Genomic DNA, 26,503 nt, shown 5'->3' with positions numbered 1-26,503 from the left:
CGGGGCGTTTTTTTTGTCGGCCGGGCGGGAAGGGTAAAGACGTCTCAGGTCACCTGGGAGGCCGGCAGGGCGAGCCCGTCGAAGAGCATCATGCTGCGGCGCAGAATCATCTCGATGCACTGGGCTGCGCTGGCATCTTCGTAGACCGCCGGACGCAACCCATGGGTGTAGATCGCATAGAAGGCGTCGAGCGCCTCCTCGAGTTCCTCACCGCTCCGGTGGGTGAATTGTGGCGAGTCCCGCAGCGCCTGAAGGATCGGCGCGAGCGCCTGCCTTAATTGTAGGCGGTTTTCACATTCGGTTTCGGCAGGCCATTGCCAATAGTAGGCCTGCATCACAGCAAGAAGCCGCGGATCCTCGAGGTCTCCCGCTACGTAAACCGTCACGATATGGCGCAGTTTTTCCTCGAAGCTGGCGTGCATCGGGACCGACCCGGACAGCGTATCTATCTGGGATGTATTGTTTTCCCGGATCAGGGCGTACAGAAGACCTGCCTTGGAATGGAAATAGACGTTGATCATCGCATGTGTCACCCCGGCCATCCGGGCGATTTGCGTGACCGAAACGTTGTGGTAGCCGTGCTCATCAAAGAGACTGCGGGCAGCGGCGGTCAGTCGCGCGCGCGTCGCGGCGCTCTTCTCGTCACGGCTACGGCGGCGGGTCGCTTGGCTGTCCATATGCCCGAGATTACGGCACGAAACAGGAAAGTCTATGGCATTGTTACTAACAATGTTGAAAATCTGTCGCCCACGAGACATAAGCCGCGGGCGGGTCACGAGTGCCCTTGGTATCTGGAGAGACGTGAATGGACAAGTTTGCTGAGCTGCGCGCCTTCACCCATGTGATGGACCACGGCGGCTTCACAGCAGCAGCGGAAGCGCTTGGCATGTCCAAGGCGGCGGTTTCCAAGAACGTCGCGGCGCTGGAACGCCGGCTCGGGCTCAAGCTCTTTGAACGCACCACGCGTCAGGTGCGTCCGACCACCGAGGGGAACCACTACTACCGCTGGACCCGCCAGCTGCTGGCCGAGGCCGACTGGGCCGACACCTGCGCCCGTGCGCTGGCCGAGCCGCAGGCAGCGGCGCTGCGTGTCGCGGCGCCCGCCGAGTTGGTCGAGCACATGATCCTGCCGCGGCTTGGCCGGTTCCTCTCGTCGCACCCCGACAGCTCGGTGGTCTTCGAAGCCGGGGGCTCCGAGGGGTGCGATCTGACACTGAGCGCCGAGATCGGCGAGGCGATGGACGGCCGGCCTCTCGCGGTCAGCACCCATGTGGTCGTGGCCTCCTCGCTGTATCTTGCCACCCATGGCCGCCCCGAGAGCGCGAGCGATTTGGCAAGTCACCGGCTGCTGCACCTGCCGGCCGAGCAGGAGGGCGTGATCTGGACGCTCACCGATCGCCGCGGCGCGGTCACCCCGGTGACCGCCGAGCGGCGCATCGAGATGGCCGACACCCGCTCGGTGCTCGAGGCTTGCCTCGCGGGGCTCGGGATCGCCTGCCTGCCCGATTTCGTGGTGGCGCGGGACCTCAGCGTCGGTCGTCTGACCCGGATTCTGCCCGACTACGATTCCGCGCGCCGGGTGATCCTGTCGCGCACCGAGACCGGTGGTCCGGCGCGCGAGCTGGCGATGCAGTTCGAGTCCTACCTCGACAGCGCGCTGCGCGAGCAGGGCGCGCCGCTGGCCGGACGCGCCGGCGATCTGGCCCCCTGATCAAGATTTGCGCCGCGACGACCGCGGCGCTCACTCCACCGCGGGCAGCAACACGACCTCGACCCGGCGGTTCTCCTCGCGGCCCGCATCGGTGAGGTTGCTGGCGATGGGCGAGAGATAGCCCGCGCCATCCGCCTCCATCTGGCTTTCGGGCACGCCCCTTTCCAGCAGGTAACTCCGCGCGGCCCGCGCGCGGCGGCGCGAGATCTCGACGTTGGCCGCGACCGAGCCGGTGGCATCGGTGTGCCCGACAAAAAGCACCCGCCGGGCCGGGTCGGCGGCAAGGTAGTCGGCCAGCGCGTCGAGCGAGGCGATGTCGCCCGGCTCCAGCTCATCCGCGCCGCTGGCAAAGGTCAGATCCCCCAGTACCGCATGGCCCTGCGCCTCGAGCGTCTGGATGAGATCCGGCGCGCTGCTGGCGATCACCGGCTCAGTGCCTCCGGCCGCTTCCGGCGAGGGGATGCCCGCAGGCGCCGCGACGCTGGCCCGGATCACCTGCACGAAGCCCGCGGCGGGGCTGCGGCTGACCAGCAGGGTCAGATACGCGCCCTCGGGGCTGCGCGCCGAGAGGTAGCGGTAGCTGCTGAGGTCAACGTACATCGCCGGGCCGCGCATCACCTCGGTGGCGAAGCGGAAATCGAAGCCGCCACAGGCGCGCGCGGCGCAATCGAGCAGGATTTCCCATCCGGCCTCCTCGAGCTGCGCGCGCAGCGGCGCCATGATCTGCAATACGGTGAGCCCCGTAGCTTCGATCCGCCAGGCCTGCCGCTGGATGCGGCCCTCGACGGTGTCGGTGAGCAGCCCCTCCATCTCGGTCCAGGGGGCCACCGGCACGGCGTAGCTGCCGGGATCGGTGATACGCTCCTCGGCGAGCTTGGCCGAGCCGGGCAGGGCGAGCTCGAAGGCTTGCGCCGGCAGGGCGGCGACGAGCGCCAGCACCACCCCGGGGAGAAGGCGCTCAGCGCGCCTGCGCGTGGTAGTCGTCATTCGGCCGCATGTCGGTGGCGCTGGCCACCCGGTTGGTCATGTTGAAGAACGCCGCCACGTTGACGATGTCCCAGATGTCGCGCTCGGAGAAGCCCGCGTCGCGCAGCGCCTCGCGGTCGTACTCGGCGATCTCGGCGCTGCTCTTGGTCATCTTCTCGGCGAAATGCAACATCGCCCTGTGACGGTGGTTAAGGTCGGCGACGCGCCAGTTCATCACCAGCATCTCGCCCAGTTTCGGATCGCCCGAAAGCGCGCGCACCGCGGCGCCATGCGCGGTAAGACAGTAGAAGCAGCGGTTGATCGACGAGACCACCACGGCGATCATCTCGCGCTCGAGCTTGCTCAGCCCCGAGTCCGCAAGCATCAGTTCGTTGTAGAGCCCGGTGAAGGCATCGAGCTTGGCGATGTCGAAAGCATGGGCCCTCAGGACGTTCGGCACCATACCCAGCTTCTCCTCGCAGACATCGAAATATTTCTGTGTCCGCTCGGGAAGCGGAACGACCATCGGCAGGTCGAGGGCTGTGGGCAGGTCCTTGGTCATGCGCTCAGGTTCCGGGCTTGATGCGGTAGTGGTACTGTCCCACAAGCTCCATCCCGAGGGAAGCATAGAGCCCGTTCGCAGCGGCGTTGTCGGTGAGGCAGGCCAGCGACATGTAGCGCGCGCCCCTGCTTTCGGCCCAGACCGCGGCGCGGCGCATCATGGCGGTGCCAACACCCTTGCCGCGGTGCGCCTCGAGGACCTCGAGCGCGTGAACCATGGCGATGCCGTCGTGGATGGCACAATAGCCCGCGCCCGCGGGCTTGTCCGAGACCCGTCCGAAGAGCGCGGTCTTCGGCACCCTGGCGCGTTCCATCACGCCGACGCGGGCAGGGCCGATGCCGCCCGCCACCCAGATTTCGCGCATGACCGCCAGCGGCTCCCAGAGGGCGAAGGCGCTCATCCGGTGTGGCGGCGTCTCGGTGAGCAGGCCGATCTTGCAGACCCAGAGGTTCACCGGATCGATGATCTCGTAGCCGCGCGACTCCAGCGCCACGTCGAGCGCCGTCTCGCCGGCGCGGATCATGAAGAGCGGCTCCTGCCGCATCATTCGCTGCGCCTGCTCGGCGGCCTGCAGATCGTCCGGGCTCCAGCCGTCCTCGGCGGTGATGCAGGACACCCGCTTTCCGCCGCCGCCGCCCTCGCGCAGCAGCCAGGGGCCGGCGGCCACCGTGGAAGCGGCAGGCCAGGTGGTGTCGAGCGTGGCGTAAAGGCGGGGAAGGTCAGGCGTCATTCTTGCACTCTGCCGGGGTCGCGGCGCGGGCAGGGCGCGCGCGGGCCGGAACGGGTTACGGTCTTTGTCCCTATCTATGGCGGCAGCGGTGCCTGAGGGCAATCGCTGCGGCGGGGCGGGGGCTCAGCTCTCGGGAAAGAGCGCGGCGAGACGTGTCATTGCCGCATCAACCCGCGCGCCCTCGGAGCCGCGGATGACGATGTTCGCGCCGTAGACTCCGTCTTTCTGGAACGGGTAGGAGCCGATCGAGAGGTCCGAGAACTCGGCGGCCAGCGCCGAGAGCGGCCCGGCGATCTCGCCTTCGCCGCGCTGGATGCGGAGCGACTGCGACAGCAGCGGCGCGCCGCCGGTCAGGGTCGGCAGCACGCTCGCAACCATCGCCTCGAAGACCGCGGGCACCCCGGCCATCACGTGCACGTTGCCGATGGTGAAGCCGGGGGCGATGGAGACCGGGTTGTCGATCAGCGTCGCGCCCTCGGGAATGCGGGCCATGCGCTGGCGGGCCTCGTTGAACTCGGCCCCCTGGCGCTGGTAGTGCGCGGCGAGCAGGTCATATGCGTCCTGCCGCACTCCGATGGAGGCGCCAAACGCCGCGGCCACAGCATCCGCGGTGATGTCGTCATGAGTCGGGCCGATGCCGCCCGAGGTGAAGACATGGTCGTAGGCGGCGCTCAACGCCTGCACCGCGCCGACGATCGCCTTTTTCTCATCCGAGACCATGCGCGCCTCGCGCAGGTCGATGCCCTGCTTGGTGAACGCTTGCGCGAGGTAATGCATGTTGGAATCACGGGTCCGGCCCGAGAGGATTTCATCCCCGATGACCAGCATTGCAGCGGTGGGGTTGGCCATGGTCCTGCACTCCTAGTGGCGTCTGTCGCCCTTGGTATAGGCCTCGGCCCGGCGCTTTCAAACCCCTCTGAACCTTTTGCTTTTCCAGTGCAGGGTGGCGTCACGACCGGCGCCCATGGGAGTGCGGAGCCCGCGGTTCAAGAGACCTGCGCAAAAATCCGCTGGACAGTTACAGAATCTTCATGTGTTGTGGGCAACGGAATTTGGGTCGGCCAACCGGATGCTACGTCCGGCAGGCCGACCAGGAAGATGGCGCTTTGGGAGGAGTAGCCATCTTCAGCGATCCGGTCGCCCCTTGGGAGGTGTTGGGGCGGCCGGATACTTTTCTTACAAGATATGCTGTCAGACAACGCAAGCGGCGTCCTCGCAAAATGGCGGTGCCGACGCATTTGTCGCAGTGTTCTCAGGGGCAGTTGCTCATTTCGTGAGCAATTATTTCCGGTCGCAGATACGCCTGCCACGCCGAGCAGCTGGAAGATTCGGAAACGGCCGCGAATAAGGACCCGAAGCGCTTCGGTGAGCATCGCTGTTCATTGCGCGCGCCGTCAGGCCCGCCATGCGCTCAGCTCAGAGCGGGTCTGCAATCCTGTGCATTGTTCGCGACGGTGAAAATGGCTAATTTCACTTCACGACGCAGCGATGCGTCAACGGGTTTCCTGGAACTCTCTCCTCCTCCCTGAGTTCCGGAAATTGGCGGCGATCCCTCTCCTCCTCCCTGGGATCGCCGCACCTCCCGCCTTCTCCCAGCCCCCGATCCCAGTCTGCACTGTCAGTCGATAACTGATCCGATCCTCTGCATCTCGGCGGTTTCCTTGTCCGCCGCGGAAGGGTAAGCCTGTCCGATATCCTGCCGGGGCGCCGCCTCGGCCGTACGAGACCGAGGCAGACATGAAACTCATCATCGATACCGACCCCGGGGTCGACGACGCGCTGGCAATTCTCTACGCCGCCGCGCACCCGCAGATCGAGCTGCTGGGGCTGACCACCGTCTTCGGCAATGTCACCGTGAAGCAGGCCACCCGCAACGCGCTCTACCTGGTCGAGCGCGCCGGGCTCGACATCCCGGTGGCCGAGGGCGCGGGCAAGCCGATGCAGCTGCCGCCCTTCACCCCGAGCCACCACGTGCACGGGCCCGAGGGTTTCGGCCATCTGCCCGAGATGAGCCCGAAAGGCAGCAAGATCGATGAAAGCGCCGCCGCGTTCCTTGTGCGCATGGCGCGCGAGCACAAGGGCGAGCTGGTGCTCTGCCCGATCGGGCCGATCACCAATGTCGCCGACGCCATCGCGCTCGATCCCGAATTCGCCACCAACCTGCGCGAAATCGTCTTCATGGGCGGGGCGCTCGACGCGCGCGGCAACATCACCCCCTATGCCGAGGCCAACACCTACCACGACCCGCATGCGCTCGACATCGTGCTGCAGAGCGGGGCGAATATCCGCATGATCGGGCTCGACGTGACCATGGAAGTGCTGCTCACTGCCGAGGACTTCGAGGAACTGGAGCGGCGCGATCCCGAGCACGGCGCCTTCCTGCGCGAGATGAGCCATTTCTACCTCGAGTTCTACCGCACCGTTGGTGCCGAGGGCTGCGGGCTGCACGATCCTCTGGCGGTGATGGCCTGCGTCATGCCCGAACTGGTGGGGCTCGAGCACACGCCGCTGGACGTGGTGCTGGAGGGGCCCGAGATCGGCCGCACCCGTCGCGCCACCGGCCGCCCTGACATCGGCGTTGCGCTGAACTGCGACGGGGCCGACATCAAGCGCCGCTTCATCGAGAGCTTCGGCGGCTGAACCCTTCGCAAAGCAGAACCGCCGGACCATTGCTGGACCGGCGGTTTGCATTTGCGCGACTGCCGGGATCAGGCCTGCGGAATTCCCTTCGGCGGCCCGAGGCGTTTCTGCGCCGCGATGCGGAAGGGCGCGTTCGGCCCGCCGAATCCCTTGTAGCCCGGGCCGCGCTGGATGATCTCGAAGAACATGCCGCCCGCGAAGGCGCGGCTGTAGACCTGGAAAAACTCGGCCTCGCCCTCGCGATCATAGAGGATGTTCCCGGCCCGCAGCTTGTCGAGCAGCCCGTCGGGCATGTCGAAGCGCGCGGCCAGATCGTCGTAATAGTTGCCCGGGATCGGCAGGGGCTGGAAGCCGAGGCCACCCATCCGAGCCACGGTGTCGAAGATGTCTTCGGTCGAGAGTGCGATATGCTGCACCGAGGCGCCAAAAGTGGAGGCGAGGAAGCGGCCCGCCAGCGTGCGGTGGGTCTCGGCACCGTTAAGGGTGATCTTCAGGCGGCCCGCGGCGCTTTCAACCACCTGGCTGCGCACCAGGCCGTCGGGGTCGATCACGTCGACCATGGGCGATTTGCGCATGTCGAAAAGCGAGCTGTAGAACAGCGTCCAGCTCAGCATGTCCTCGTAGGACATGGTCTGCGCGAGATGGTCGACATGGGTGATGCCCGCGCCTTCGTCCTTTCCGTTCGGCAGTGCCTCGAACTCCACGTCCCAGACCTCGCCAAGACCGCTGGTGCCGTCGATGAAATGTAGCACCGAACCGCCGAGACCGCGGATCGCCGGGATGGCGAGCTCGCCCGGGCCGGTGGGCTGCGAGAAGGTCGGCGAGCCGAGCGCATTGGCGCGGGTTACGGTGTCATGCGCCGAGGACACCTGCAGGCCAATGTCGCAGACAGACAGCCCCCGCGTATTCCAGACGTGGGCGGCATGGCCCTCGGTCTCGGAGTTCACCACGATGCGCACGTCACCTTGCTGCCAGAGGGTGATCGCCTTGTTGCGGTGCTTCGCGGCGTTGCGGAACCCCAGCGTGCGCAGCATGGCGGTCAGCGTCTCGACCTCGGAACCGCGGGCGGCGAACTCGACGAAGCTCACGTCCTCGGCGCGCACGCGGGGAGGGATGGCGGGCATGTCGATCTTGGTCTCGGGTTCGGCGCGCCGCACGTCGTCCATCAGCGCGATCAGCGAGCGGTAGCCGTCCTGCGCGGTGGCGCGGGCGTTGCTGCCGCGGAACTGGTCGTTGAAGATCTCGAGGCTGATCGGCCCGCTGTAGCCCGCCGCCATGACCGCCTGCATGAAGCGCTGCACCTCGAGATCGCCTTCGCCGGGCATGTTGCGGAAGTGGCGCGACCAGTAGAGCAGGTCCATGTCGATCGCCGGAGCGTCGGCGAGTTGCACGAAGAAGATCTTCTCGCCGGGGATAGCGCGGATCGACTCCCGGTCGACCTTGCGGCCGAGCGTGTGGAAGCTGTCGAGGATGATCCCGACATTGGGATGATCGGCCTGGCGCACGATTTCCCAGGCATCGCGGTGGTCGTTGATGTGACGGCCCCAGGCCAGCGCCTCGTAGCCGAGGCGGATGCCGCGCTCCTTGGCGATCTCGCCCAGTTCCGCAAGATCGCCCGCGGCCCGCTTGATGCCGCCCAGCGAGCGCGGGTGCACCGACGAGCAGATGAGGATGAGATCCGTCCCCAGCTCTTGCATCACGTCGAACTTGCGCTTGGCGCGGTCGAAGGCCTTGGAGCGCAGCGGCTCGGGCAGGCATTCGAAGTCGCGGAAGGGCTGGAACAGCGGGATCTCCAGCCCGTGGTCGCGGATCATCCGCCCCACGTCCCGCGCGCCGCCATCATGGGCAATGAAATCCTGCTCGAAGATTTCCACGCCGTCGAAGCCTGCGGCGGCGATGGCCTCGAGCTTCTCGGGCAGGGTGCCCGAGATCGAGACGGTGGCGATCGCGGTTTTCATGGGGTTTGCCTCCTCAGTAGCCGAGCACGCGCGGCAGCCAGATGACAGTCTGGGGCACAAAGGTCAGGATGAACAGGACCAGCACCTCGACGAAGAAGAACGGCATGATCGCGCGGATCAGCTTGGCCATGCCCACGTTCGCCACGCCTTCGGCGACGAAAAGGCACAGGCCCAGTGGCGGGGTGATCAGGCCGATCATCAGGTTGAAGATGACCAGGATGCCGAAGTGCGTGGGATCGACGCCCATCGACACGGCGATCGGGTGCAGGATCGGCACCAGCACCAGCATCGCGGCGATGCCTTCGAGGAAGAGGCCCACGAAGAGGAAGAGCACGATCACCGCCAGTAGGAAGGTGGTCTTGCTGTCGACGTTGGCAAGAACCCAGTCGGTCAACATGTTCGGCACGCGGTTGTAGGTCAGCAGCCAGTTCGCCGCCGAGACCGCAGCGATGATGATCAGGATCACCGCGCTGTCGCGCATCGCGCCCGAGAAGATCCGCGGCAAGGCCGAGAGGCGGATGTTGCGGTAGACGAAGAGTCCGAGGATCAGCGCATAGCCCACCGCGAAGCTCGCGGCCTCGGTCGGGGTCACGATGCCGAGCAGGATCGAGCCCACCACCAGCACCGGCATCAGGAGCGGCAGGATGCCCTGCAGCAGCGCCTGGCCGTTCGACGGCCCACCAAGTCCAGCGGCCTCGTGACCTTTGTCGATCTTGACGGTCATCATGACGTAGCCCGACAGGAAGATCGCGAGCAGGATGCCGGGCACCACGCCCGCAAGGAAGAGCGCCGGGACCGACACGCCCGAGACGATCAGCGCGTAGATGATCACCGGGATCGACGGCGGGATGATCGGGCCGATCACCGAGGAGGCTGCGGTTAGCGCGGCGGCATAGGCACGGTCATAGCCATGCTTTTCCATCTCGGGGATGAACACCCGGCCGATCGCCGAGGTGTCGGCCACGGCCGAGCCCGAGAGGCCCGCGAAGATCACCGAGGCCCAGATGTTGACCAGCGCGAGACCGGCGCGCATGCGGCCCACCAGCACGTTGGCAAAGGCGATGATCCGCCCGGTGATGCCGCTCTCGTTCATCAGCTCGCCGGCCAACACGAAAAGCGGGATGGCCAGAAGCGGGAAGGAGTTGAGACCCTTGAAGATCTCGGTCGGCACGATGCGCAGCGTGTAGGGCGCCTCGCCGGTGCCCATGAAGAAGAGCAGCGCCGCGAGGATGGCCACCGCGATGGGGGCCCCGGCCAGCAGGCCACCGATCAGGATGATGTAGACCATGGGATCAGACCTCCGCGGCGCGGCCCGACAGCCGCTGCATGAGTTTCAGCGCCGCCGCGATCGCGAGCAGCGCGCCGCCGAAGGCGATGGCATATTGATAGGGGCCGACCTTGCCGAGCCAGGTGAGCGCCTCGATGCCGGTGCTCTGCGCCAGCGCATCGGCAGTGCTCTTGAGCCCGGAGGAGGCGACGTCGCCGCGGCGCAGGGCGAAGACGTGTCCGGCGTAGCCAAGCGCGATGCCCGTTGCGACGCCGACAGCGTCTGCGGCAACGAAGAACCAGTGGCGGACGCGCTTCGGGAGCATGTCCGACACCACGGTGAAGCGGATGTGGTTGTCGCCAAGATAGGCCAGCGCCAGGCCGAACATCACCCCGTAGATCGTCAGGTAGATCGGCAACTCCTCGCCCCACGGGACGGAGCGCCCCACGGCGTAACGCCGCAGCGAGTTGACGAAGATGATGATGAAGACCAGCGCCATGCTGAGACCTGCGCCGAAGGCGAAGACCCCCCTTGCGCCGCGGATGAGACGATCCATCTTGGCTCCTCCAAAGGAAAGGCCGGGCCGCGCAGGGCGGGCCCGGCCGGATGTCATGCCGTGTTACTGGGTCGCGTCTGCAACGGCCGATTGCAGTCGGTCGATCCACTCGGCGTCATCGCCGAGCTCGCCGCGCAGGTAGTCGACCACCGCGGGCTGAGCTTTTTCGGCGAAGGCTGCAATCTCGTCCGAGGTCGGTGCATAGACCTGCATGCCCTCTGCCTGTGCCTTGCCTACGCCCTCGGCGGTGTTCCACTGCTGGATCGCGCGGCCCATGGTGCCGGCGACGCGTGCGGCCTTGCGGATCACTTCCTGCTGCGCCGGCTCGAGCATGTCATAGAACTCGTCCGAGATCACGATGAAGTCCGCCGCATAGACGTGGCCGTCGAGCGTCATGTACTTCTGCAGCTTGTGCAGGCCGTTGTTGTAGATCACGCCGACCGGGTTTTCCTGGCCGTCGACCACGCCGGTCGAGAGCGCGTTCGGCAGTTCGGTCCAGGCGATCGGGGTCGGCTCGCCGCCGAGGCCCTTGACCATTTCCACGTAGAGCGGGATCGGCTGCACGCGGAACTTCAGCCCGGCCATGTCGTCGGGCGATTTGATCTCGCGGGAGTTGTTGGTGAAGTTGCGGAAGCCGGTCTCGCCGTAAGCGAGGGTGCGCAGGCCGGTCTCTTCGAGGCAGTGCTGCGCCAGCTCGTCACCGAAGGGGCCGTCGAGCACGTCCCAGGCGACGGTCGCCGAGGAGAAGGTGTAGGGAATGTCGAGCACCGAGGCCGCCGGGCAGACCTTGGACATGGCGCCCGAGATCAGCGCGACCTGGGTCAGGTTGTCCTGCACCTGCGCGACGAGCTCGTCCTCGTTGCCGAGTGCGCCCGCCGGGAAGATCTCCACGGTCATGTCGGATTCGCTCTCGACGATGTTCTTGAAGATCTGCGCCGCGGCGCCTTTCTTCGAGCCGGTCCAGTCGTCGGGGTCGACGTGGGCGACGCGCAGGGTCTGCGCTCCGGCGGTGCTGGCAACGAGGCCGCCGCAGAGCGCGGTGGCGGCGAGAAGGGTTTTGGTGATCGAACGCATGAGTTCCTCCCTTAGCGTTTCTGTGTGCCCGCGTCCTGCGCGGGCAGATCGAAGGCGTCAAAGGTCGCCTTCATGCGAACCGGATCGGCGGGCCGCCCGGTGAAGAGTTCGAAGGCGCGGACCGCCTGGAAGACCGCCATGCCCGAGCCCGGCAGCACCCGGCACCCCTTGGCGCGCGCGGTGGCGATGAGCTGGGTTTCAAGCGGGAAGTAGACGATGTCGGCGACCCAGAGATCGCCATCGATCAACGCTGCGTCGATCGCCATCCCCGGCAGCTTGGCCATGCCCATCGGAGTCGCATTGACCACGCCGTTCGGCTTGTCCTCGGCAAAGAGCGCGGCGATGTCGCTGACGGGTTGGGTGCGGGTTGCGGGGAAGTTCGAGGCGACCTGCGCCGCCAGCGCTTCGGCCCGCGCCGGGTCGGTGTCGAAGATCGACAGCTTTTGCACGCCGCATTCCGCCAGCGCATTGGCCACCGCGACGCCCGCGCCGCCGGCGCCCAGAAGCAGCGCGTGGCCTGTGCGCGCGCCGTCGAGCCCGCGGCGGAAGCTCTCGCCAAAGCCCCACATGTCGGTGTTGTGACCGATGCGTTTTCCGCCCCGGAACACCACGGTGTTCACCGCGCCCACGGCGCGGGCGTTTTCGCTCAGCTCGTCGAGCAGGGCGATGACCTCGATCTTGTAGGGGTAGGTGATGTTCAGCCCGTCGAAGCCCGCGGCTTCGGCCGATTGCACCATTTGCGCCAGCGTCATGCCAGCGCGCTCGGGCGCATCCATGTCGAGTTTCTTGTAGCTGGAGAAGAGCCCCTGCGCCCGGGCTTCCTGCATCTGCATCAGAGGTGTGCGCGACAGCGCGATACCCTGACCGATCAGGCCGGCCAGCAGGCAGTCTTCCCGTGTCAGCACATTTTCCAAAGCGGCCTCTCCCCCCTTCGCCGTGATGGGCCGCGTCGCTGCGGCCGGGCCCCGGAGCTTTGAACTGCCGGGTTAATTTGTTGCAACATTGAACCCGCGGGTTAAATTGTCAAGAGAATTGAACCTACCGGTTAGGACTGTAGGATTGCCTTGAGGCGGAGGAGCATGAGAAAGCCAATGGAAGGTCCCGAGAAGTCGCGGAAATGGAAGCAGAACCCCGAGGCGGTGAAAGCCGACATCCTGCGGGTGGCACGGGCCGAGTTTGCGCGGACGGGCCTCTCGGGGACGCGAATCGAGGACATCGCGGCGGGTACGAAGACCTCGAAGCGGATGATCTTCTATTATTTCCAAGACAAGCAGTCGCTCTACGAGGCGGTGCTCGAGGATTGCTACGCCGAGGTGCGGGGTGGGGAGTCGGAGCTCGATCTTGAGGGGCTGCGGCCCGACGTGGCATTGCGGGCGCTGCTGGAGTTCACCTTCGACCACCACCGCCGCAACCCCGAGTTCATCCGCCTCGTGATGATCGAGAACATCCACGATGCGCGGCACATGAAAAAGATGCACGCGCTGGCGGCGAAGAACGAGCGCGCCATCGGCGTGGTCGAGCGGATCTGCCGCGCGGGCTGCGAGGCGGGGCTCTTCCGCCCGGACATCTCGCCGGTCGCGCTGCACTGGCAGATCAGTGCGGTGAGCTTCTTCAACGTCGCCAACCGAGCGACCTTCTCCACCAACTTCGGGCCGGAGCTGTTCGACGAGGCGGGGCAGGCGCTGCTGCGGCGCACGGCGGTGCGCGGCATCCTTGCCTCGGTACTGAAAGACGTGAGTCAGCTCGACGCGCTGTGTCCGGCGGATCCCGCGCTGGCCTAAGGCCCGGGCACCAGCCGCGCGGCATCGAGGATCGAGAAGACCGGCCTGCCGGTGACCCGCCGAAGCGCCGCGGCATAGGGCGGCAGGTTGCCGCATTCGAGCACGATGGCGGCGATCTCGGGCGAGCGGGCGACGAGCGCCTCGGCGGCGCGGCAGACTTCGGCCTGCATCTGCGCCGGATCGAAGGCACCGTGCTGGCGGTCCTTGGGGGCGAGGAAGGTCTCGGCGAAAAGGGGGCAGTCCTGCAGTCCGCCGATCCGCACGTCTTCCGGCGCGGCCCCGGCGGCACGGATCGCCGCATCCCCCAAGGCCGGGGCCGAGGCGGTGAGCACGCCCACCGGGCGCCCTCCGACCATCTGCCGCACAGTGGGCAAGAGGCAAAGACCCGACAGCAGCACCGGGACGGGCAGGGCCGCGGCGATCTCGCGCTGCACGGTGATCAGGAAGCCGCAGGTCGAGGTGATCAGGCAGGCACCCTGTGACACCAGCTCTTCGGCGGCGCTGCGGAACCCCTCGACCAAAGCAGGCGCAGGTCGGCCATCCTTGACGATGTCGGGGCTGCCCGCGCCGGGCACCACGCGGACACGGGCGGGCAGGTGGTAGCTTTCGGGATTGCCCGCATCACCCGGGATGCGCGGAAAGCGCGTGTCGAGGCTGAGGATGCCGATGAAGGGGGACATGCGTCACCTCGGGATAGTCCGGGGGGCACGCGGGGGGCGTGCCCCCGGAGAGGATCATTGCTTGGCCTGCACCATGTCCGGCAGCCAGGTGGCGAGGCCGGGGAAGGCCACCAGCACGCCCACCATCAGCACCATGATCAGGAACATCGGCAGCGCCGTGCGGGCGATGTAGCTCATGTCGTGGCGGGTCATCCCCTGCAGCACGAAGAGGTTGAAGCCGACCGGTGGGGTGATCTGCGCCATTTCGACCACCACGACGATGAAGATGCCGAACCAGATGAGGTCGATCCCCGCCGCGCGGATCATCGGCTCGATGATCGCCATGGTCAGCACCACCGCCGAGATGCCGTCGAGGAACATGCCGATGATGATGTAGAAGACCGTCAGCGCCGCGATCAGCGCGACCGGCGAGAGCTCCCATGCGGCGATCACCCCGGCCAGCGCGCGCGGCACGCCGGTGAAGCCCATGGCCAGCGTCAGGAAGCTCGCCCCCATCAGGATCAGCGCGATCATCGCCGAGGTGCGGGTGGCCCCCATCAGGCTCTGGCGGAAGGCCTCCCAGCTCAGCGAGCCCTGCAGCGCCGCCAGCACCAGCGCGCCGATGACGCCGAAGGCCGCGGCCTCGGTCGCCGTGGCGATGCCGAGATACATCGAGCCGATGACCACGAGGATCAGCACGATCACCGGGATCAGCAGCGTCGAGGCGCGCAGCTTCTCGGCGAAGGTGGTGTGCGGCTCGGGTTCGGGAGCCTGGTCCTTGCGCACCACCGACCAGATCGCGATGTACGCCATGAACATCGTCGCCAGCACGATGCCGGGAATGACGCCCGCCATGAAGAGCCCGGTGATGCTCTGCTGCACCGTGACGCCATAGACGATGAGCGTCAGCGAGGGTGGAATCATCAGCCCGAGTGTCGCGGCACCCGCGAGCGTGCCGATGATCATGAACTCGGGGTAGCCGCGCTTGCGTAGCTCGGGGATCGACATCTTGCCCACGGTCGTCAGCGTCGCCGCCGAGGAGCCCGAGACCGCCGCGAAGACCGTGCAGCCCACCACGTTGGAATGCAGCAGCCCTCCGGGGAAGCGCGAGAGCCAGGGCGCAAGCCCCTTGAACATGTCCTCGGAAAGCTTTGTACGATAGAGGATTTCGCCCATCCAGATGAATAGCGGCAGCGAGGTCAGCGTCCAGCTCGAGGAAGAGGACCAAACGGTGATGCTCATCGAGCTGCCGGGGTTGCGCGGGGTGAAGCCGATCATCCCCATGTAGGCCACGCCCATCAGCGCCAGCCCGACCCAGAGGCCGGAACCCAGCAGGAAGAAGAGCACGAAGAGGAAGATGCCGATCTTCAGCCCCACCGCGTCGCGGTCGAAGCCGGTCATTAGGTGCACGGCGGCGTAGAGCACCAGCGCGCTTGCCGCGAGCATGGCCAGACGGGCCTTCGTCGATCCCAGCGCATCGCGCAGCATCGGCTTGCGCGGGGCATCGACGCCCATCTTCTCGGTGAAGAGCAGCCCCAGCAGGCTGTCGATCACCGCGATGGCCAGCAGCACCGCGCCGACCGCCATGGCGATCTGCGGGATCCACAGCGGGGTGCCATCCTGGCCCTGGCTGATGTCGTTGATCTTGTGGCTCAGGATCGGCGCCTTCACCGCGTACCAGGCGAAGAAGAGCGCGACCGCCGCGCCTGCGGTGTAGCACCAGATCTCGATGCCGCGGCGCCAGGCGCCACCGCGTTCGACCAGCATGCCGACGCGGATGTGCTCGTTGCGCCGGAACGTGTCGGCCAGCGCCAGGAAGGATGCCGTGGCCATGGCATAGCCGGCATAGTTCGCGCCGCCGGGGAACAGCACGCCGGTCCAGCGGGTGACCATCTGGGCGACGACAAGGCAGAGGATCGAGACCAGCGCCAACGCTGCCCCGAAGCCGGAGAGTGTGTAGAGCCCGTCGGTGAGGCGGCGCAAGGTGGAGCCGGCAGTCATCGCGTCGCGGCCTCCCATGTCTGTATGTGACGTCATGGCTTTGTCAGCACTGCGCGGACGCGCTCCGCGGCTCGGGCGGCGGGGTCGGCGCCCCGGACCTGCCGGGGCGCCCCGCGTCTGCATCGACCGTGCTTACTGGGCTTCGTAGGCGTCGACGATGGCCTTGCCCTCTTCGCCCGCGTTCTCCAGCCATTCGGCGGTCATGGTCTCGCCGATCTCCTGCAGCTTGGCGGTGATTGCCTCGCTCGGCGGGTTCACGTCCATGCCGTTGTCGGCCAGCGTCTTGACGAAGCCGCCCGCCAGTTCAGCGGCCTTATCGGCGCCGCGGGTCTGGGCGGCAGCCGCCTCGTCGAGCACGCAGGTGCGTGCCGCGTCCGACAGGCCGTCGAGCGCGTCCTTGTTGACGAAGACGGTGTTGCGCGGCAGCCAGGCCTTCACGTCGTAGAAGTTGGTCATGTCTTCCCAGACACTTTCATCCACCCCGGTGGCGCCCGAGGAGATCATCGCCGAGACGACGCCGGTGGCCAGAGCCTGCTTGAGATCCGCCGCCTCGACCTGCGTCGGCACCATGCCGGCGAGCTCTGCCACGCGCGCAGTGATCGAGTTGTAGGCACGGAACTTGGTGCCTTCCATCGCCTCGGGGCTGTCAACGGGCTTGGAGAAATACAGGCCCTGCGGCGGCCAGGGCACCGAGTAGAGCGGCACGATGTTCTGCGCCTCGAGCACCTTGGCGAGTACCGGTTCTGCGGCGGCGCGCAGCTTCTCGGAGGCCTCGAAGGAGGTCGCGAGGAAGGGGATGGAATCGTAGGCAAAGACCGCGTTCTCGTTGGCATGGGCCGAGAGCAGCCGCTCGCCGATCTGCGCTTCGCCAAGCTGCACGGCGCGCTTGATCTCGTCGCCCTTGAACAGCGAGCCGCCGGCATGGATGACGATCTCGAGCTCGCCGCCGGTGCATTCCTTGACCGCATCCGCGAAGATCTGCGCGTTCTCGGTGTGGTAGTTGTTGGCGGGGTATGCCATCGGCATGTCCCAGGTCTCGGCCGAGGCGGCGCCGGCCAGCGCGGTGGTCAGCGTCAGGAACGCGGCTGCGGTGAGTTTCATGATGTACCTCTCTGTGGTTTTTCGGGTTTTGTTATCCGTTCCCGATCCGGTCTATGTGGGCCCCGGCGGAAAGATTTTGCAATCACGTTTGCAGAAGTTGCGCGGCAATGGAACGGGCGAAATTGCATCGGCGGCACGCGGATGGGTGATCGCCCTTTGCGTCGCGGATGCGCCATGACCCTGAAGGCTGACGCAAAGGCAGTGTCCGGACCGTGCAGAGACGCAACCGCAGGCGGAACCACCCAAGGCGGCCACAACCACGGCCATAAGCGCGGGGGCTGCACGAAGGATCGCGCCTTGTTGTAGAAATGCGACACTAAACTGAGTGATTTTGTCTGGAATATTGCGGTAGCGGAGCGAAGATGGTTCTGCTTCGCCGCGCCAGCTTCCGCCAGCGACCCTCAAGACATCGTGAAACCTTCAGCGTAGAGAGGATCGCTCATGGCATCCGTACGTGCACGGCTTGCCTCTGGCACAGCCGTATTTCTCCTGTCCGCCGCCCCGCTGACCCCGGCACTGGCGCAGGACCTCATCCTTGACGACGACAGCGGCTACGAACTCGGCACCATCGTTCTGACCGCCGAGGAGCAGATCAAGCAGGCGCTCGGCACGTCGACGATCACCGCTGCGGACATCGAGAAGCAGCCCGTGGTCAACGATGTGGCCGAGATCATCCGCAAGATGCCCGGCGTGAATCTCAGTGGCACCTCACCCTCGGGCCAGCGCGGCAACCAGCGCCAGGTCGACATCCGCGGCATGGGTCCGGAGAACGTGCTGATCCTGATCGATGGAAAGCCGGTGCTGTCGCGCACCTCGGTCAAGATGGGCCGCTCGGGCGAGCGCGACACCCGCGGCGACACCAACTGGGTCCCCGCAGAGATGGTGGATCGCATCGAGGTCATCCGCGGCCCGGCGGCGGCGCGCTATGGCTCGGGCGCAGCGGGCGGCGTGGTGAACATCATCACCAAGGCCCCGGAGGAGGACCTGTTGCAGCTCGGCACCTTCTTCGACGTGCCCGAAAGCAGCCTCGAGGGTGCGACCCAGCGCTACAACCTGCTTTGGGCCAAGAAGCTGAACAACGACTTCTCGCTGCGCTTCTCGGGCAGTTACAACAAGACCGACGCAGATGACCCCGAGCTCAACGCCGAGACCATCGAGGGCGAGACCTGCACCGACCGCACCGGCGCTGAAACCGAATGTGGGTACGATGCGGGCAGCGAGGGCGTGGTGAACAAGGATGCCTCGCTGCTGCTGCGCTGGACGCCGAGTGACCGCAACAGCTTTGATTTCGATCTCGGCTGGTCGCGGCAGGGCAACATCTACGCTGGCGACAAGCTGCTCGGCAGCGGTCTGACCGAGAGCGGCGGCACGATTGTCGATGATCTCGCCGAGGACGGCGACGAGACCAACGTCATGGAGCGCTACACCGCCGCGATCACCCACAACGGCAGCTACGGATGGGGCGAGACGCGCAGCTACCTGCAGTACGAGCACACCGACAACACCCGCCTGACCGAGGGTCCGGCCGGCGGCTCCGAGGGTATGATCAACGCGACCGACGAGTGGGATACAGCGCTGCTCGACGCTATCGCGGCGAAGTCCGAGACCTACATCGACCGCAGCTTCCTCGGCCGCCCCTCGGCGCTGACACTCGGCGCGGAAGCGCGCTACGAGCGGCTCGACCTCGGCGACTACAGCTCCTTCTCGTCGCTCACCACCGATGACGGGAGCATCGACTCCGCCTCGGGCGACGAGATCACCGAGCAGCTGACCCTCGGCCTCTATCTCGAGGACAACATCGAGTGGACCGACCGGCTGACGCTGACCCCCTCGGTGCGCGTCGACTGGGCCGACAGCTTTGGCTACAACTGGTCGGGCGGGCTGAATGCCTCCTACGCGGTCAACTCGGAGTGGACGGTCAAGGGCGGCGTCGCCCGGGCGTTCAAGGCGCCGACGCTCTACCAGCTCTCGGACACCTACGTCTATACGACCCGCGGCAATGGCTGCCCCTACCCCTATGTCGGCGACGGACCCTGCTACGTGCTGGGCAACGACGATCTGGATCCCGAAACCTCGATCAATTCGGAAATCGGCGTGGCCTATGCCGGCCTGAACGGCATCAACGCGACGCTGACCTATTTCCACAATGACTACCGCAACAAGATTCAGGCGGGCACCGAACAGGTCGGGACAACGCTTGTGGGCTCGAGCACGGCGCGGCTCTACCAGTGGGAAAACATCCCCGAGTCGACGGTCGAAGGGCTCGAGGGCAGCTTCTCCATGCCCTTCGGCGATCGGGTTTCGCTGGCGGTCAACGGGACCTACATGATCGAGTCGAGCCAGAAGCTGAAGATCAAGGGCGGCACCAACTCGGATGGCGAAAGCTTTGACGACATCGAGGTCGACGTGCCGCTGTCGCTGGTTCCCGACTACACGATCAATGCCGCGGTGACCTGGAACGTGAACGACAAGTTCAGTCTCATTCCCTCGCTGACCCACTACGGCGCAATCGAGGCGACCGAATACAGCGCGTCCACCGGCTATGCTCAGGACGACGTCGAGGACCGCGACCCCTATACGCTGGTCAACCTCGGGATGACTTACCAGTTCGACAACGGCTTCGACCTCAAGGCCGGGGTGACCAACGTCTTCGACACCGAGATCCTGCGCTCGGGCGACGGGGCGAACACCTATAACGAGCCGGGCCGAGCCTATTACTTCGGTCTGACCAAGACCTTCTGATCGCCGAACTTCGAAATGGAAAAACAAAGCGTCGCCCGAATCTTGCGGGCGGCGCTTCATGTTGTCTTAGGTGCCAGGTCTGCGCCAGGCACAAAAAAAGCCGCGAGCGGAGAAACCGCCCGCGGCTAGCAACGAATGAGGCGGGGATCAGAAGTCCCAGTCTTCGTCCTCGGTGGCCACGGCCTTGCCGATGACGTAGCTCGAGCCCGAGCCAGAGAAGAAGTCGTGGTTCTCGCTGTCGGGGCTCAGCGCCGCCAGGATCGCCGGATTCACCTCGGCTGCCTCGGGCGGGAAAAGCGCCTCGAAACCAAGATTCTGCAGGGCCTTGTTCGCGTTATAGTGGAGGAAGGCCTTCACTTCTTCGCTCAACCCGATACCGTCGTACAGCTCTTCGGTGTAGCGCGCCTCGATCTCGTAGAGTTCGAACAGCAGCGAGAAGGCGTAATCCTTCAGCTCGGCCTTGCGCTCGGCGCTCTCGCGCTCCAGCGCGCGCTGGAACTTGTAGCCGATGTAATAGCCGTGCACCGCCTCGTCGCGGATGATCAGGCGGATCAGGTCGGCGGTATTGGTCAGCTTGGCGCGGCTCGACCAGTACATCGGCAGGTAGAAGCCCGAGTAGAACAGGAAGCTTTCCAAGAAGACCGAGGCGATCTTGCGCTTCAGCGGGTCGGCCCCGGCGGCGTAGGTCTCCAGCACTGCCTTGGCCTTGGCCTGCAGATGCGGGTTCTCGTCGGACCAGCGGAAGGCCTCGTCGACCTCGCGCGTGGAGCAGAGGGTCGAGAAGATCGAGCTGTAGCTGCGCGCATGCACGGCTTCCATGAAGGCGATGTTGGTCAGCACCGACTCCTCATGCGGGGTCTGCGCATCGGGCATCATCGCCGGCGCGCCGACCGAGTTCTGGATGGTGTCGAGCAGCGTCAGGCCGGTGAAGACGCGGATGGTCAGTTGCTTCTCGGCGTCGGTCAGCGTCGCCCAGCTCTGCACGTCGTTCGACAGCGGCACCTTCTCGGGCAGCCAGAAGTTCACCGTGAGGCGGTTCCAGACCTCGAGGTCCTTCTCATCCTGCAGCCGGTTCCAGTTGATCGCCCGCGGCACTGCGGGGGAGGTGACGGTGTCCTTCATCGCGGATCATCCCTTTCGTGGACCCTGCGGTCCTTGTCTCGTTCGGCGCGCGCGCACGCGCGCCTCATGTTCCACAAGTCAGCTCAGAGCGTGCAGGAAACGCAGCCCTGCACCTCGGTGCCTTCCAGCGCGGTCTGACGCAGGCGCACGTAGTAGATCGTCTTGATCCCCTTCTTCCACGCGTAGATCTGCGCGCGGTTGATGTCCCGCGTGGTCGCCTCGGCGGGGAAGAACAGCGTCAACGACAGGCCCTGGTCGACGTGCTCGGTCGCCGCCGCATAGGTGTCGATGAGCTTCTCGGGGCCGATCTCGTAGGCATCGCGGTAATACTCGAGGTTCTCGTTGTTCATGAAGGCGGCCGGGTAGTAGACGCGGCCGATCTTGCCTTCCTTGCGGATCTCGATCTTCGACACGATCGGGTGGATCGAGGAGGTCGAGTTGTTGATGTAGCTGATCGAGCCGGTCGGCGGCACCGCCTGCAGGTTCCGGTTGTAGAGCCCATACTCCATGACGTCCGATTTCAGCGCTTCCCAATCCGTTCGGGTCGGCAGGGCAATGCCGTCGAAGAGCTTGCTGACGGTCTCGCTCTCGGGGAGCCAGTCGCGGGTGACGTATTTGTCGAAGAAGCTGCCGTCGGCATATTTCGACTTCTCGAACCCCTTGAAGGTCATGCCCTTTTCCCGCGCCATGGCGCAGGAGGCACGCAGCGCGTGATAGGCAACGGCGGCGAAATAGACCGAGGTGAACTCGACCCCCTCGTCCGAGCCGTAGTGCACGTGCTCGCGGGCGAGGTAGCCATGCAGGTTCATCTGACCAAGGCCAATCGCGCGGCTCTCGTCATTGCCGCGGCGGATCGAGGGCACGGAGTCGATCGCCGACATCTCCGACACGGCGGTCAGCGCGCGGATCGCGGTCTCGATCGAGGCGCCGAAATCCGGGCCGTCCATCGTCTTGGCGATGTTCATCGAGCCGAGGTTGCACGAGATGTCGGTGCCGAGCTTGGAATAGCTCAGGTCGTCGTTGAACTCCGACGCCTCGGACACCTGCAGGATCTCGGAGCAGAGGTTCGACATGGTGATGCGCCCGTCCACCGGGTTCATCTGGTTCACCGTGTCCTCGAACATGATGTAGGGATAGCCGCTCTCGAACTGGATCTCGGCCAGCGTCTGGAAGAAGGCGCGGGCGTTGATCTTGGTCTTGCGGATGCGCTTGTCCTCGACCATCTCCTCGTATTTCTCGGTGACCGAGATCTCGGAGAAGGGCACGCCGTAGACCTTCTGCACGTCATGCGGCGAGAAGAGGTACATCGGCTCGTTGCGCTTGGCGAGCTCGAAGGTCACGTCGGGGATCACCACGCCAAGGCTGAGGGTCTTGATGCGGATCTTCTCGTCGGCGTTCTCGCGCTTGGTGTCGAGGAACTTGAGGATATCGGGGTGGTGCGCGTTGAGATACACCGCGCCCGCGCCCTGACGTGCACCGAGCTGGTTGGCATAGGAGAAGCTGTCCTCGAGCAGCTTCATCACCGGGATGACGCCCGAGGACTGGTTCTCGATGCCCTTGATCGGGGCGCCGGCCTCGCGGATGTTGGTCAGCATCAGGGCGACGCCGCCGCCGCGCTTCGACAGCTGCAGTGACGAGTTGATCGCCCGGCCGATGCTTTCCATGTTGTCTTCGATGCGCAGCAGGAAGCAGGAGATCAGCTCACCCCGGCTCTTCTTGCCGGCGTTGAGGAAGGTCGGCGTGGCGGGCTGGAACCGCCCCGAGAGGATCTCTTCCATGAAGGACATCGCCAGTCCCTCGTCGCCGCGCGCCAGTGCCAGCGCGACCATGACCACGCGGTCCTCGTAGCGCTCGAGGAAGCGTTTCCCGTCGCGGGTCTTCAGCGTGTAGGAGGTGTAATACTTGAACGCGCCGAGGAAGGTCGGGAAGCGGAACTTCTTGGCAAAGGCAGCATCCCAGATCTTCTGCAGGAAGGCGGGCTGGTACTGCTCCAGCACCTCGGCCTCGTAGTAGCCTTCCTCGACGAGGTAGCCGAGCTTTTCCGTCAGCGAGTGGAAGAACACGGTGTTCTGGTTCACGTGCTGCAGGAAGTATTGCCGCGCCGCCATCCGGTCGGCCTCGAAGCGGATGTTGCCCTCCGCATCGTAGAGGTTCAGCATGGCGTTGAGCGCGTGGTAATCCAGCGTCTCGTTCAGGCGGTCAAGCATGGGGTCCCCCAGAAAGCGTCGAGCCCGTCGTTGACGCGGGCGAAATCCTTGGTCGTTCCCGCCAGCTCGAAGGAATAGAGCAGGGGGACGTTGCATTTTTGCGCGATGACGCGGCCGGCAAGGGCGAAGGTCTCGCCGAAGTTGCGGTTGCCGCCGGCAATCACGCCGCGCAGCAGCGCGCGGCGGGACGGGTCGTTGAGAAAGCGGATGACCTGCTTGGGCACCGCGCCCCGGCCTTCGCCATCGGCATAAGTCGGGCAGATCAGCACGAAGGGATCACCGGGCTCGGGCGTCAGCTCCTTGGGCGACACCGGGATGCGCAGCGCCGCCCGGCCGAGGCTGGCGACGAAACGCGCGGTGTTGCCGCTGGCAGAGGAGAAATAGACGAGCCCCGACATGGCCGATCCCTTGTTGCCGATCCCGCCGCGATCAGCTCGCGAGGCGGGCGATCAGGTCCGGGCGGAAGCCCGACCAGTGGTCTTCGCCGAAGGTCACGACGGGCGCCTGGCGGTAGCCGAGCTCGGTGACCAGCGACATGGCCGCGTCGTCCTCGGTGAGGTCGATCACGTTGTAGTCCAGCCCCTTGGCGTCGAGCGCGCGGGTGGTGGCGGTGCACTGCACGCAGGCGGGTTTCGAGTAGACGGTGATCATGCTCTTGCGTCCTCAGCTGCGAAGGCGGGGACGCGTCACCGCACAGGCCTGGCGCCTGCCGCGGTCCTCGCACGCCCCGAACCCTCCGTTCGTGGTCATTCAGTCAGGCCTTCGGCAGGTCTCCTGGCTTGGCGGGTCGTGGGTCCGGCCGCGCCTTCCCGGGGGGGGTCCCCAGTGGCTCATTGGGCCTTCACTCGCCGCTTACAGTTGCGGGGGCAGCACCGGTGTTACACCGATTTCCCTCTTAGCGCCGCGCCGGGCCGTCGCCCGACTCGATGAACCGAAAAGCAACTATATCTAGAACAGGATGCCGCTGATGCGTCAATATGCTGTTGTGCGAGCCCGACTTCAAAAAAATTCGTGTCGGCCGCGAGTGCAGCAAGTCGGCCACGGTTGGCTGCCACGGACCGGGTATTTTCAGGGGGTTCCACGCGCCATGCACTCTCGACAAGTCGGCCCTGCAGGAATGTGCATTGTCCGGCCCGGGGCAGGCGCCTAAATGTGCTCCTGTCGACGCGGCAACGCGTCCAAGGATTTTTTCGGGGTTTTTCTCCTCCTCCCTCAGCCCCGGAAATCGGCGGCGGCCCTTCTCCTCCTCCCTTGGGGCCGCCGCATCCTCCCTCCCTCCGCAAACCCCCGGACAGGCACCCGCCGCCAAGCCATCTGGCTTTCGCGCGCTCGCGCGCCTATGCAGGCGTCACGCACCGTCAGTTCCGCCCCGCAGGAGGTCCGCATGCCCCATATCGTTCTCGTCGCCACCGGCGGCACAATCGCCTCCTACGCAAAGACCGAGGGCGGCGCCGTGACCGCCGGGCTCAACGGCGATGCGCTCCTGAAGAGTCTGCACGCGCCGCTGCCGGGGATCACCGTCGAAGTCGACAATATCGAGGCCGCGGGCAGCAACGCGCTGACGCTCGAGACCATCCACAAGCTCTGCCGCCACATCGATGCGCGGCTCGCCGAGGCCGGCGTTGATGGCGTGGTCGTCACCCATGGTACCGATACCATGGAGGAGAGCGCTTTCCTCGCGCGGCTCCTCGTCGGGTCTGATAAGCCGGTGGTCTTCACCGGCGCGCAGCGCCACGCGGGTCAGGCCGACACCGACGGGCCGCGCAACATGAGCGACGCGCTGCTCTGCGCCGCAAGCCCCGAGCTGACCGGCGTCGGCGCGGTCATCGTCTTCGAGGGCGAGATCCACGGTGCGCGCTACGTCAGCAAGGTGCACAGCTCGCGCGTGGACACCTTCCGGTCGAACGGCCACGGCAAGCTCGGCGAGGTCGACGAGGGCGAGGTGCATCTCTACACCCGCCCGGCGCGCCCGCGTCATGTGATCGAAACGCCGTCTCTGGATCCGAACGTCGAGCTCATGGCGCTCGGGCTCGGCAGCACGCCGCGCTACATGGAGTGGTGTGCCTCAAGCGGCGTCTCGGGCGTGGTGATCGAGGCCTTCGGTCGCGGCAACGCGCCCAAGGGCTTCGCCGAGGCCACCCGCAAGCTCGTCGCCGCGGGCATCCCGGTGATCCTTGCCACCCGCTGCCCCGAGGGGCGGACCCGTGCCATCTATGGCGCCGACAGCGGCGGCGTGACCATGGTCGAGGCGGGGGCGATCCTCTCCGGCGATCTCAGCGCCGCCAAGGCCCGCCTGCTGCTTGCCGCGCTGCTGCCGCTGCTGCCCGAAGGGGCAGGGCGGATGCAGGCCATTGCCGAGGCGATCGCAAGGGTCTGACCGCTCCGCACGGGCGAGTGCCCGGACAGGTCCGTCGCTCGCTCTGTGCTCAATTTGTTACATCGTAAATATATATATGCGCCCGCGGCCGACCGCCGCAGGCGCAACGTAAACGCGTACGAATCACCTGACCCTGACAGGCCCTCTGGTTAGACTGCCGGTGCAGGAGGAACCTCGGCGGCGGCACCAGATGGGCCAACGGTCCAGATTTTCGCCCGCTGCCCTGCCTCGTCCCGCACAAGGATGCTCATCCTATGGGAGAATTGATATGGACGGAAACGACGTCGATACCGGTGGCAAATGCCCGGTGATGCACGGCGGCCTGACAGAGAGCGGAACCTCGGTCACCAGCTGGTGGCCCAAGGGCCTCAACCTCGACATTCTGAGCCAGCACGATCTCAAGACCAACCCGATGGGGCCGGACTTCGACTACCGTGAAGAGGTGAAATCGCTCGACGTGGAGGCGCTGAAGAACGACCTGCGCGCTCTGATGAAGGACAGCCAGGAGTGGTGGCCCGCCGACTGGGGCTCCTACGTCGGCATGTTCGCCCGCGTCGCGTGGCACGCGGCAGGATCCTACCGCCTCGCCGACGGCCGCGGTGGCGGCGGCACCGGCAACCAGCGCTTCGCGCCGCTGAACAGCTGGCCGGACAACGTCAACACCGACAAGGGCCGCCGCCTCCTGTGGCCGATCAAGAAGAAATACGGCAACAAGATCAGCTGGGCCGACCTGATGATCCTTTCGGGCACCATCGCCTATGAGGTCGCCGGCCTGAAGACCTTCGGTTTCGGCTTCGGCCGCGAGGACATCTGGCACCCCGAGAAGGACGTCTACTGGGGCGCCGAGAAGGAATGGCTCGCGCCCTCCGACAGCCGCTACGGTGACATGCAGAACCCGGCCTCGCTGGAGAACCCGCTGTCGGCCGTGCAGATGGGCCTCATCTACGTGAACCCGGAAGGGGTCAACGGCGAGCCCGACCCGATGCGCACCGCCGCCATGGTCCGCGAGACCTTTGCCCGCATGGCGATGAACGACGAGGAAACCGCGG

Annotated in this window: 24 protein-coding genes, 1 pseudogene and 1 riboswitch; of the genes and pseudogenes, 7 read left to right on the top strand and 18 right to left on the bottom strand. The window is 65.9% G+C overall.

Translation table 11 applies throughout. The annotated features are described in order from the left end of the window. Positions 1-44 precede the first annotated feature (44 nt). Positions 45-677, bottom strand: coding sequence for a TetR/AcrR family transcriptional regulator (locus CLG85_RS15835; RefSeq protein WP_095881512.1), 633 nt, complete (start codon positions 675-677; stop codon positions 45-47). A gap of 128 nt (positions 678-805) precedes the next feature. Here CLG85_RS15835 and CLG85_RS15830 point away from each other — a divergent pair, with 128 nt between their 5' ends. Beyond that, positions 806-1,711 carry a LysR family transcriptional regulator gene (locus CLG85_RS15830; RefSeq protein ID WP_095881513.1) on the top strand — a complete coding sequence of 302 codons (906 nt, stop codon included), beginning with the start codon at positions 806-808 and terminating at the stop codon, positions 1,709-1,711. A gap of 30 nt (positions 1,712-1,741) precedes the next feature. On the opposite strand, the gene CLG85_RS15825 is transcribed toward CLG85_RS15830, so the two are convergent. From CLG85_RS15825 to CLG85_RS15810, 4 genes are all read right to left on the bottom strand, one after another. Further along, positions 1,742-2,698, bottom strand: coding sequence for an OmpA family protein (locus CLG85_RS15825; RefSeq protein ID WP_095881514.1), 957 nt, complete (start codon positions 2,696-2,698; stop codon positions 1,742-1,744). After that, complete coding sequence (locus CLG85_RS15820; protein WP_095881515.1) at positions 2,670-3,239, bottom strand: peroxidase-related enzyme; 570 nt, start codon at positions 3,237-3,239, stop codon at positions 2,670-2,672. Before CLG85_RS15820 ends, CLG85_RS15825 begins: the two co-directional genes overlap by 29 nt. A 4-nt stretch (positions 3,240-3,243) precedes the next feature. Beyond that, positions 3,244-3,969, bottom strand: coding sequence for a GNAT family N-acetyltransferase (locus CLG85_RS15815; protein WP_095881516.1), 726 nt, complete (start codon positions 3,967-3,969; stop codon positions 3,244-3,246). Between the two features lie 123 nt (positions 3,970-4,092). After that, a complete protein-coding gene (locus CLG85_RS15810; RefSeq protein WP_095881517.1) occupies positions 4,093-4,818 on the bottom strand; it encodes a competence/damage-inducible protein A in 726 nt (241 codons plus the stop codon). A gap of 888 nt (positions 4,819-5,706) precedes the next feature. On the opposite strand from CLG85_RS15810, the gene CLG85_RS15805 reads away from it, so the two are divergent. Beyond that, the gene (locus tag CLG85_RS15805) at positions 5,707-6,609 is read left to right on the top strand and encodes a nucleoside hydrolase (protein ID WP_095881518.1); all 903 of its coding nucleotides are present in this window, start codon (positions 5,707-5,709) and stop codon (positions 6,607-6,609) included. Between the two features lie 68 nt (positions 6,610-6,677). Here CLG85_RS15805 and CLG85_RS15800 read toward each other — a convergent pair whose 3' ends face one another. From CLG85_RS15800 to CLG85_RS15780, 5 genes are all read right to left on the bottom strand, one after another. Next, the gene (locus CLG85_RS15800) at positions 6,678-8,567 is read right to left on the bottom strand and encodes a bifunctional sugar phosphate isomerase/epimerase/4-hydroxyphenylpyruvate dioxygenase family protein (RefSeq protein WP_095881519.1); all 1,890 of its coding nucleotides are present in this window, start codon (positions 8,565-8,567) and stop codon (positions 6,678-6,680) included. Between the two features lie 13 nt (positions 8,568-8,580). Further along, a complete protein-coding gene (locus tag CLG85_RS15795; protein ID WP_095881520.1) occupies positions 8,581-9,855 on the bottom strand; it encodes a TRAP transporter large permease in 1,275 nt (424 codons plus the stop codon). A 4-nt stretch (positions 9,856-9,859) separates the two neighbouring features. Further along, entirely contained in the window at positions 9,860-10,390 is a 531-nt protein-coding gene (locus CLG85_RS15790) for a TRAP transporter small permease (RefSeq protein WP_095881521.1), read from the bottom strand. Between the two features lie 63 nt (positions 10,391-10,453). Then, positions 10,454-11,464 carry a DctP family TRAP transporter solute-binding subunit gene (locus tag CLG85_RS15785; RefSeq protein WP_095881522.1) on the bottom strand — a complete coding sequence of 337 codons (1,011 nt, stop codon included), beginning with the start codon at positions 11,462-11,464 and terminating at the stop codon, positions 10,454-10,456. Between the two features lie 11 nt (positions 11,465-11,475). Beyond that, positions 11,476-12,369, bottom strand: a complete 894-nt coding sequence (locus CLG85_RS15780) for a shikimate dehydrogenase (RefSeq protein WP_095881545.1) — start codon at positions 12,367-12,369, stop codon at positions 11,476-11,478. A gap of 186 nt (positions 12,370-12,555) precedes the next feature. Here CLG85_RS15780 and CLG85_RS15775 point away from each other — a divergent pair, with 186 nt between their 5' ends. Continuing rightward, entirely contained in the window at positions 12,556-13,245 is a 690-nt protein-coding gene (locus CLG85_RS15775) for a TetR/AcrR family transcriptional regulator (protein WP_095881523.1), read from the top strand. Here CLG85_RS15775 and CLG85_RS15770 read toward each other — a convergent pair. The 4 genes and pseudogenes from CLG85_RS15770 to CLG85_RS15755 form a co-directional block, all read right to left on the bottom strand. Beyond that, positions 13,242-13,925 (bottom strand): aspartate/glutamate racemase family protein, encoded by a 684-nt coding sequence (locus tag CLG85_RS15770; protein WP_260349568.1) that lies wholly within the window; start codon positions 13,923-13,925, stop codon positions 13,242-13,244. The two genes, CLG85_RS15775 and CLG85_RS15770, sit on opposite strands and share 4 nt — an antisense overlap. A gap of 54 nt (positions 13,926-13,979) precedes the next feature. Beyond that, entirely contained in the window at positions 13,980-15,305 is a 1,326-nt protein-coding gene (locus CLG85_RS15765) for a TRAP transporter large permease (protein ID WP_176476527.1), read from the bottom strand. A gap of 138 nt (positions 15,306-15,443) precedes the next feature. Then, a pseudogene (locus CLG85_RS15760) lies at positions 15,444-15,905 on the bottom strand (TRAP transporter small permease); the annotation flags it as partial. A gap of 132 nt (positions 15,906-16,037) precedes the next feature. Next, the gene (locus CLG85_RS15755; protein ID WP_260349566.1) at positions 16,038-17,006 is read right to left on the bottom strand and encodes a TRAP transporter substrate-binding protein; all 969 of its coding nucleotides are present in this window, start codon (positions 17,004-17,006) and stop codon (positions 16,038-16,040) included. Here CLG85_RS15755 and CLG85_RS15750 point away from each other — a divergent pair. Both CLG85_RS15750 and CLG85_RS15745 read left to right on the top strand, forming a co-directional pair. Then, positions 17,005-17,184, top strand: coding sequence for a hypothetical protein (locus tag CLG85_RS15750; protein ID WP_141244491.1), 180 nt, complete (start codon positions 17,005-17,007; stop codon positions 17,182-17,184). The genes CLG85_RS15755 and CLG85_RS15750 overlap by 2 nt on opposite strands. 263 nt (positions 17,185-17,447) lie before the next feature. Continuing rightward, positions 17,448-19,748 (top strand): FepA family TonB-dependent siderophore receptor, encoded by a 2,301-nt coding sequence (locus CLG85_RS15745; RefSeq protein ID WP_095881527.1) that lies wholly within the window; start codon positions 17,448-17,450, stop codon positions 19,746-19,748. Between the two features lie 147 nt (positions 19,749-19,895). On the opposite strand, the gene nrdF is transcribed toward CLG85_RS15745, so the two are convergent. The 4 genes from nrdF to nrdH form a co-directional block, all read right to left on the bottom strand. Next, positions 19,896-20,870: a class 1b ribonucleoside-diphosphate reductase subunit beta gene (gene nrdF / locus CLG85_RS15740; RefSeq protein WP_095881528.1), complete on the bottom strand. Its 975-nt coding sequence runs from the start codon at positions 20,868-20,870 to the stop codon at positions 19,896-19,898. A gap of 83 nt (positions 20,871-20,953) precedes the next feature. Then, entirely contained in the window at positions 20,954-23,077 is a 2,124-nt protein-coding gene (gene nrdE, locus CLG85_RS15735) for a class 1b ribonucleoside-diphosphate reductase subunit alpha (RefSeq protein WP_095881529.1), read from the bottom strand. Beyond that, positions 23,062-23,475: a class Ib ribonucleoside-diphosphate reductase assembly flavoprotein NrdI gene (gene nrdI / locus CLG85_RS15730; RefSeq protein ID WP_095881530.1), complete on the bottom strand. Its 414-nt coding sequence runs from the start codon at positions 23,473-23,475 to the stop codon at positions 23,062-23,064. The genes nrdE and nrdI overlap by 16 nt, the downstream gene beginning before the upstream one ends. A gap of 31 nt (positions 23,476-23,506) precedes the next feature. Then, the gene (gene nrdH, locus CLG85_RS15725; RefSeq protein ID WP_095881531.1) at positions 23,507-23,728 is read right to left on the bottom strand and encodes a glutaredoxin-like protein NrdH; all 222 of its coding nucleotides are present in this window, start codon (positions 23,726-23,728) and stop codon (positions 23,507-23,509) included. Positions 23,729-23,824: 96 nt separating this feature from the next. Beyond that, positions 23,825-24,028: riboswitch (cobalamin riboswitch) on the bottom strand. A gap of 433 nt (positions 24,029-24,461) precedes the next feature. Here nrdH and CLG85_RS15720 point away from each other — a divergent pair. Continuing rightward, entirely contained in the window at positions 24,462-25,454 is a 993-nt protein-coding gene (locus tag CLG85_RS15720) for an asparaginase (protein WP_095881532.1), read from the top strand. Between the two features lie 268 nt (positions 25,455-25,722). Then, on the top strand, positions 25,723-26,503 hold a 781-nt coding region (locus CLG85_RS15715; protein ID WP_311735003.1), incomplete at its 3' end, for a peroxidase family protein.

This window comes from Alloyangia mangrovi (genome assembly GCF_002300555.2).
GTDB classification, from domain to species: domain Bacteria; phylum Pseudomonadota; class Alphaproteobacteria; order Rhodobacterales; family Rhodobacteraceae; genus Salipiger; species Salipiger mangrovi.
The sequence above is the reverse complement of the archived record's forward strand: the minus strand, read 5'-3'. Positions and strand labels throughout refer to the sequence as shown.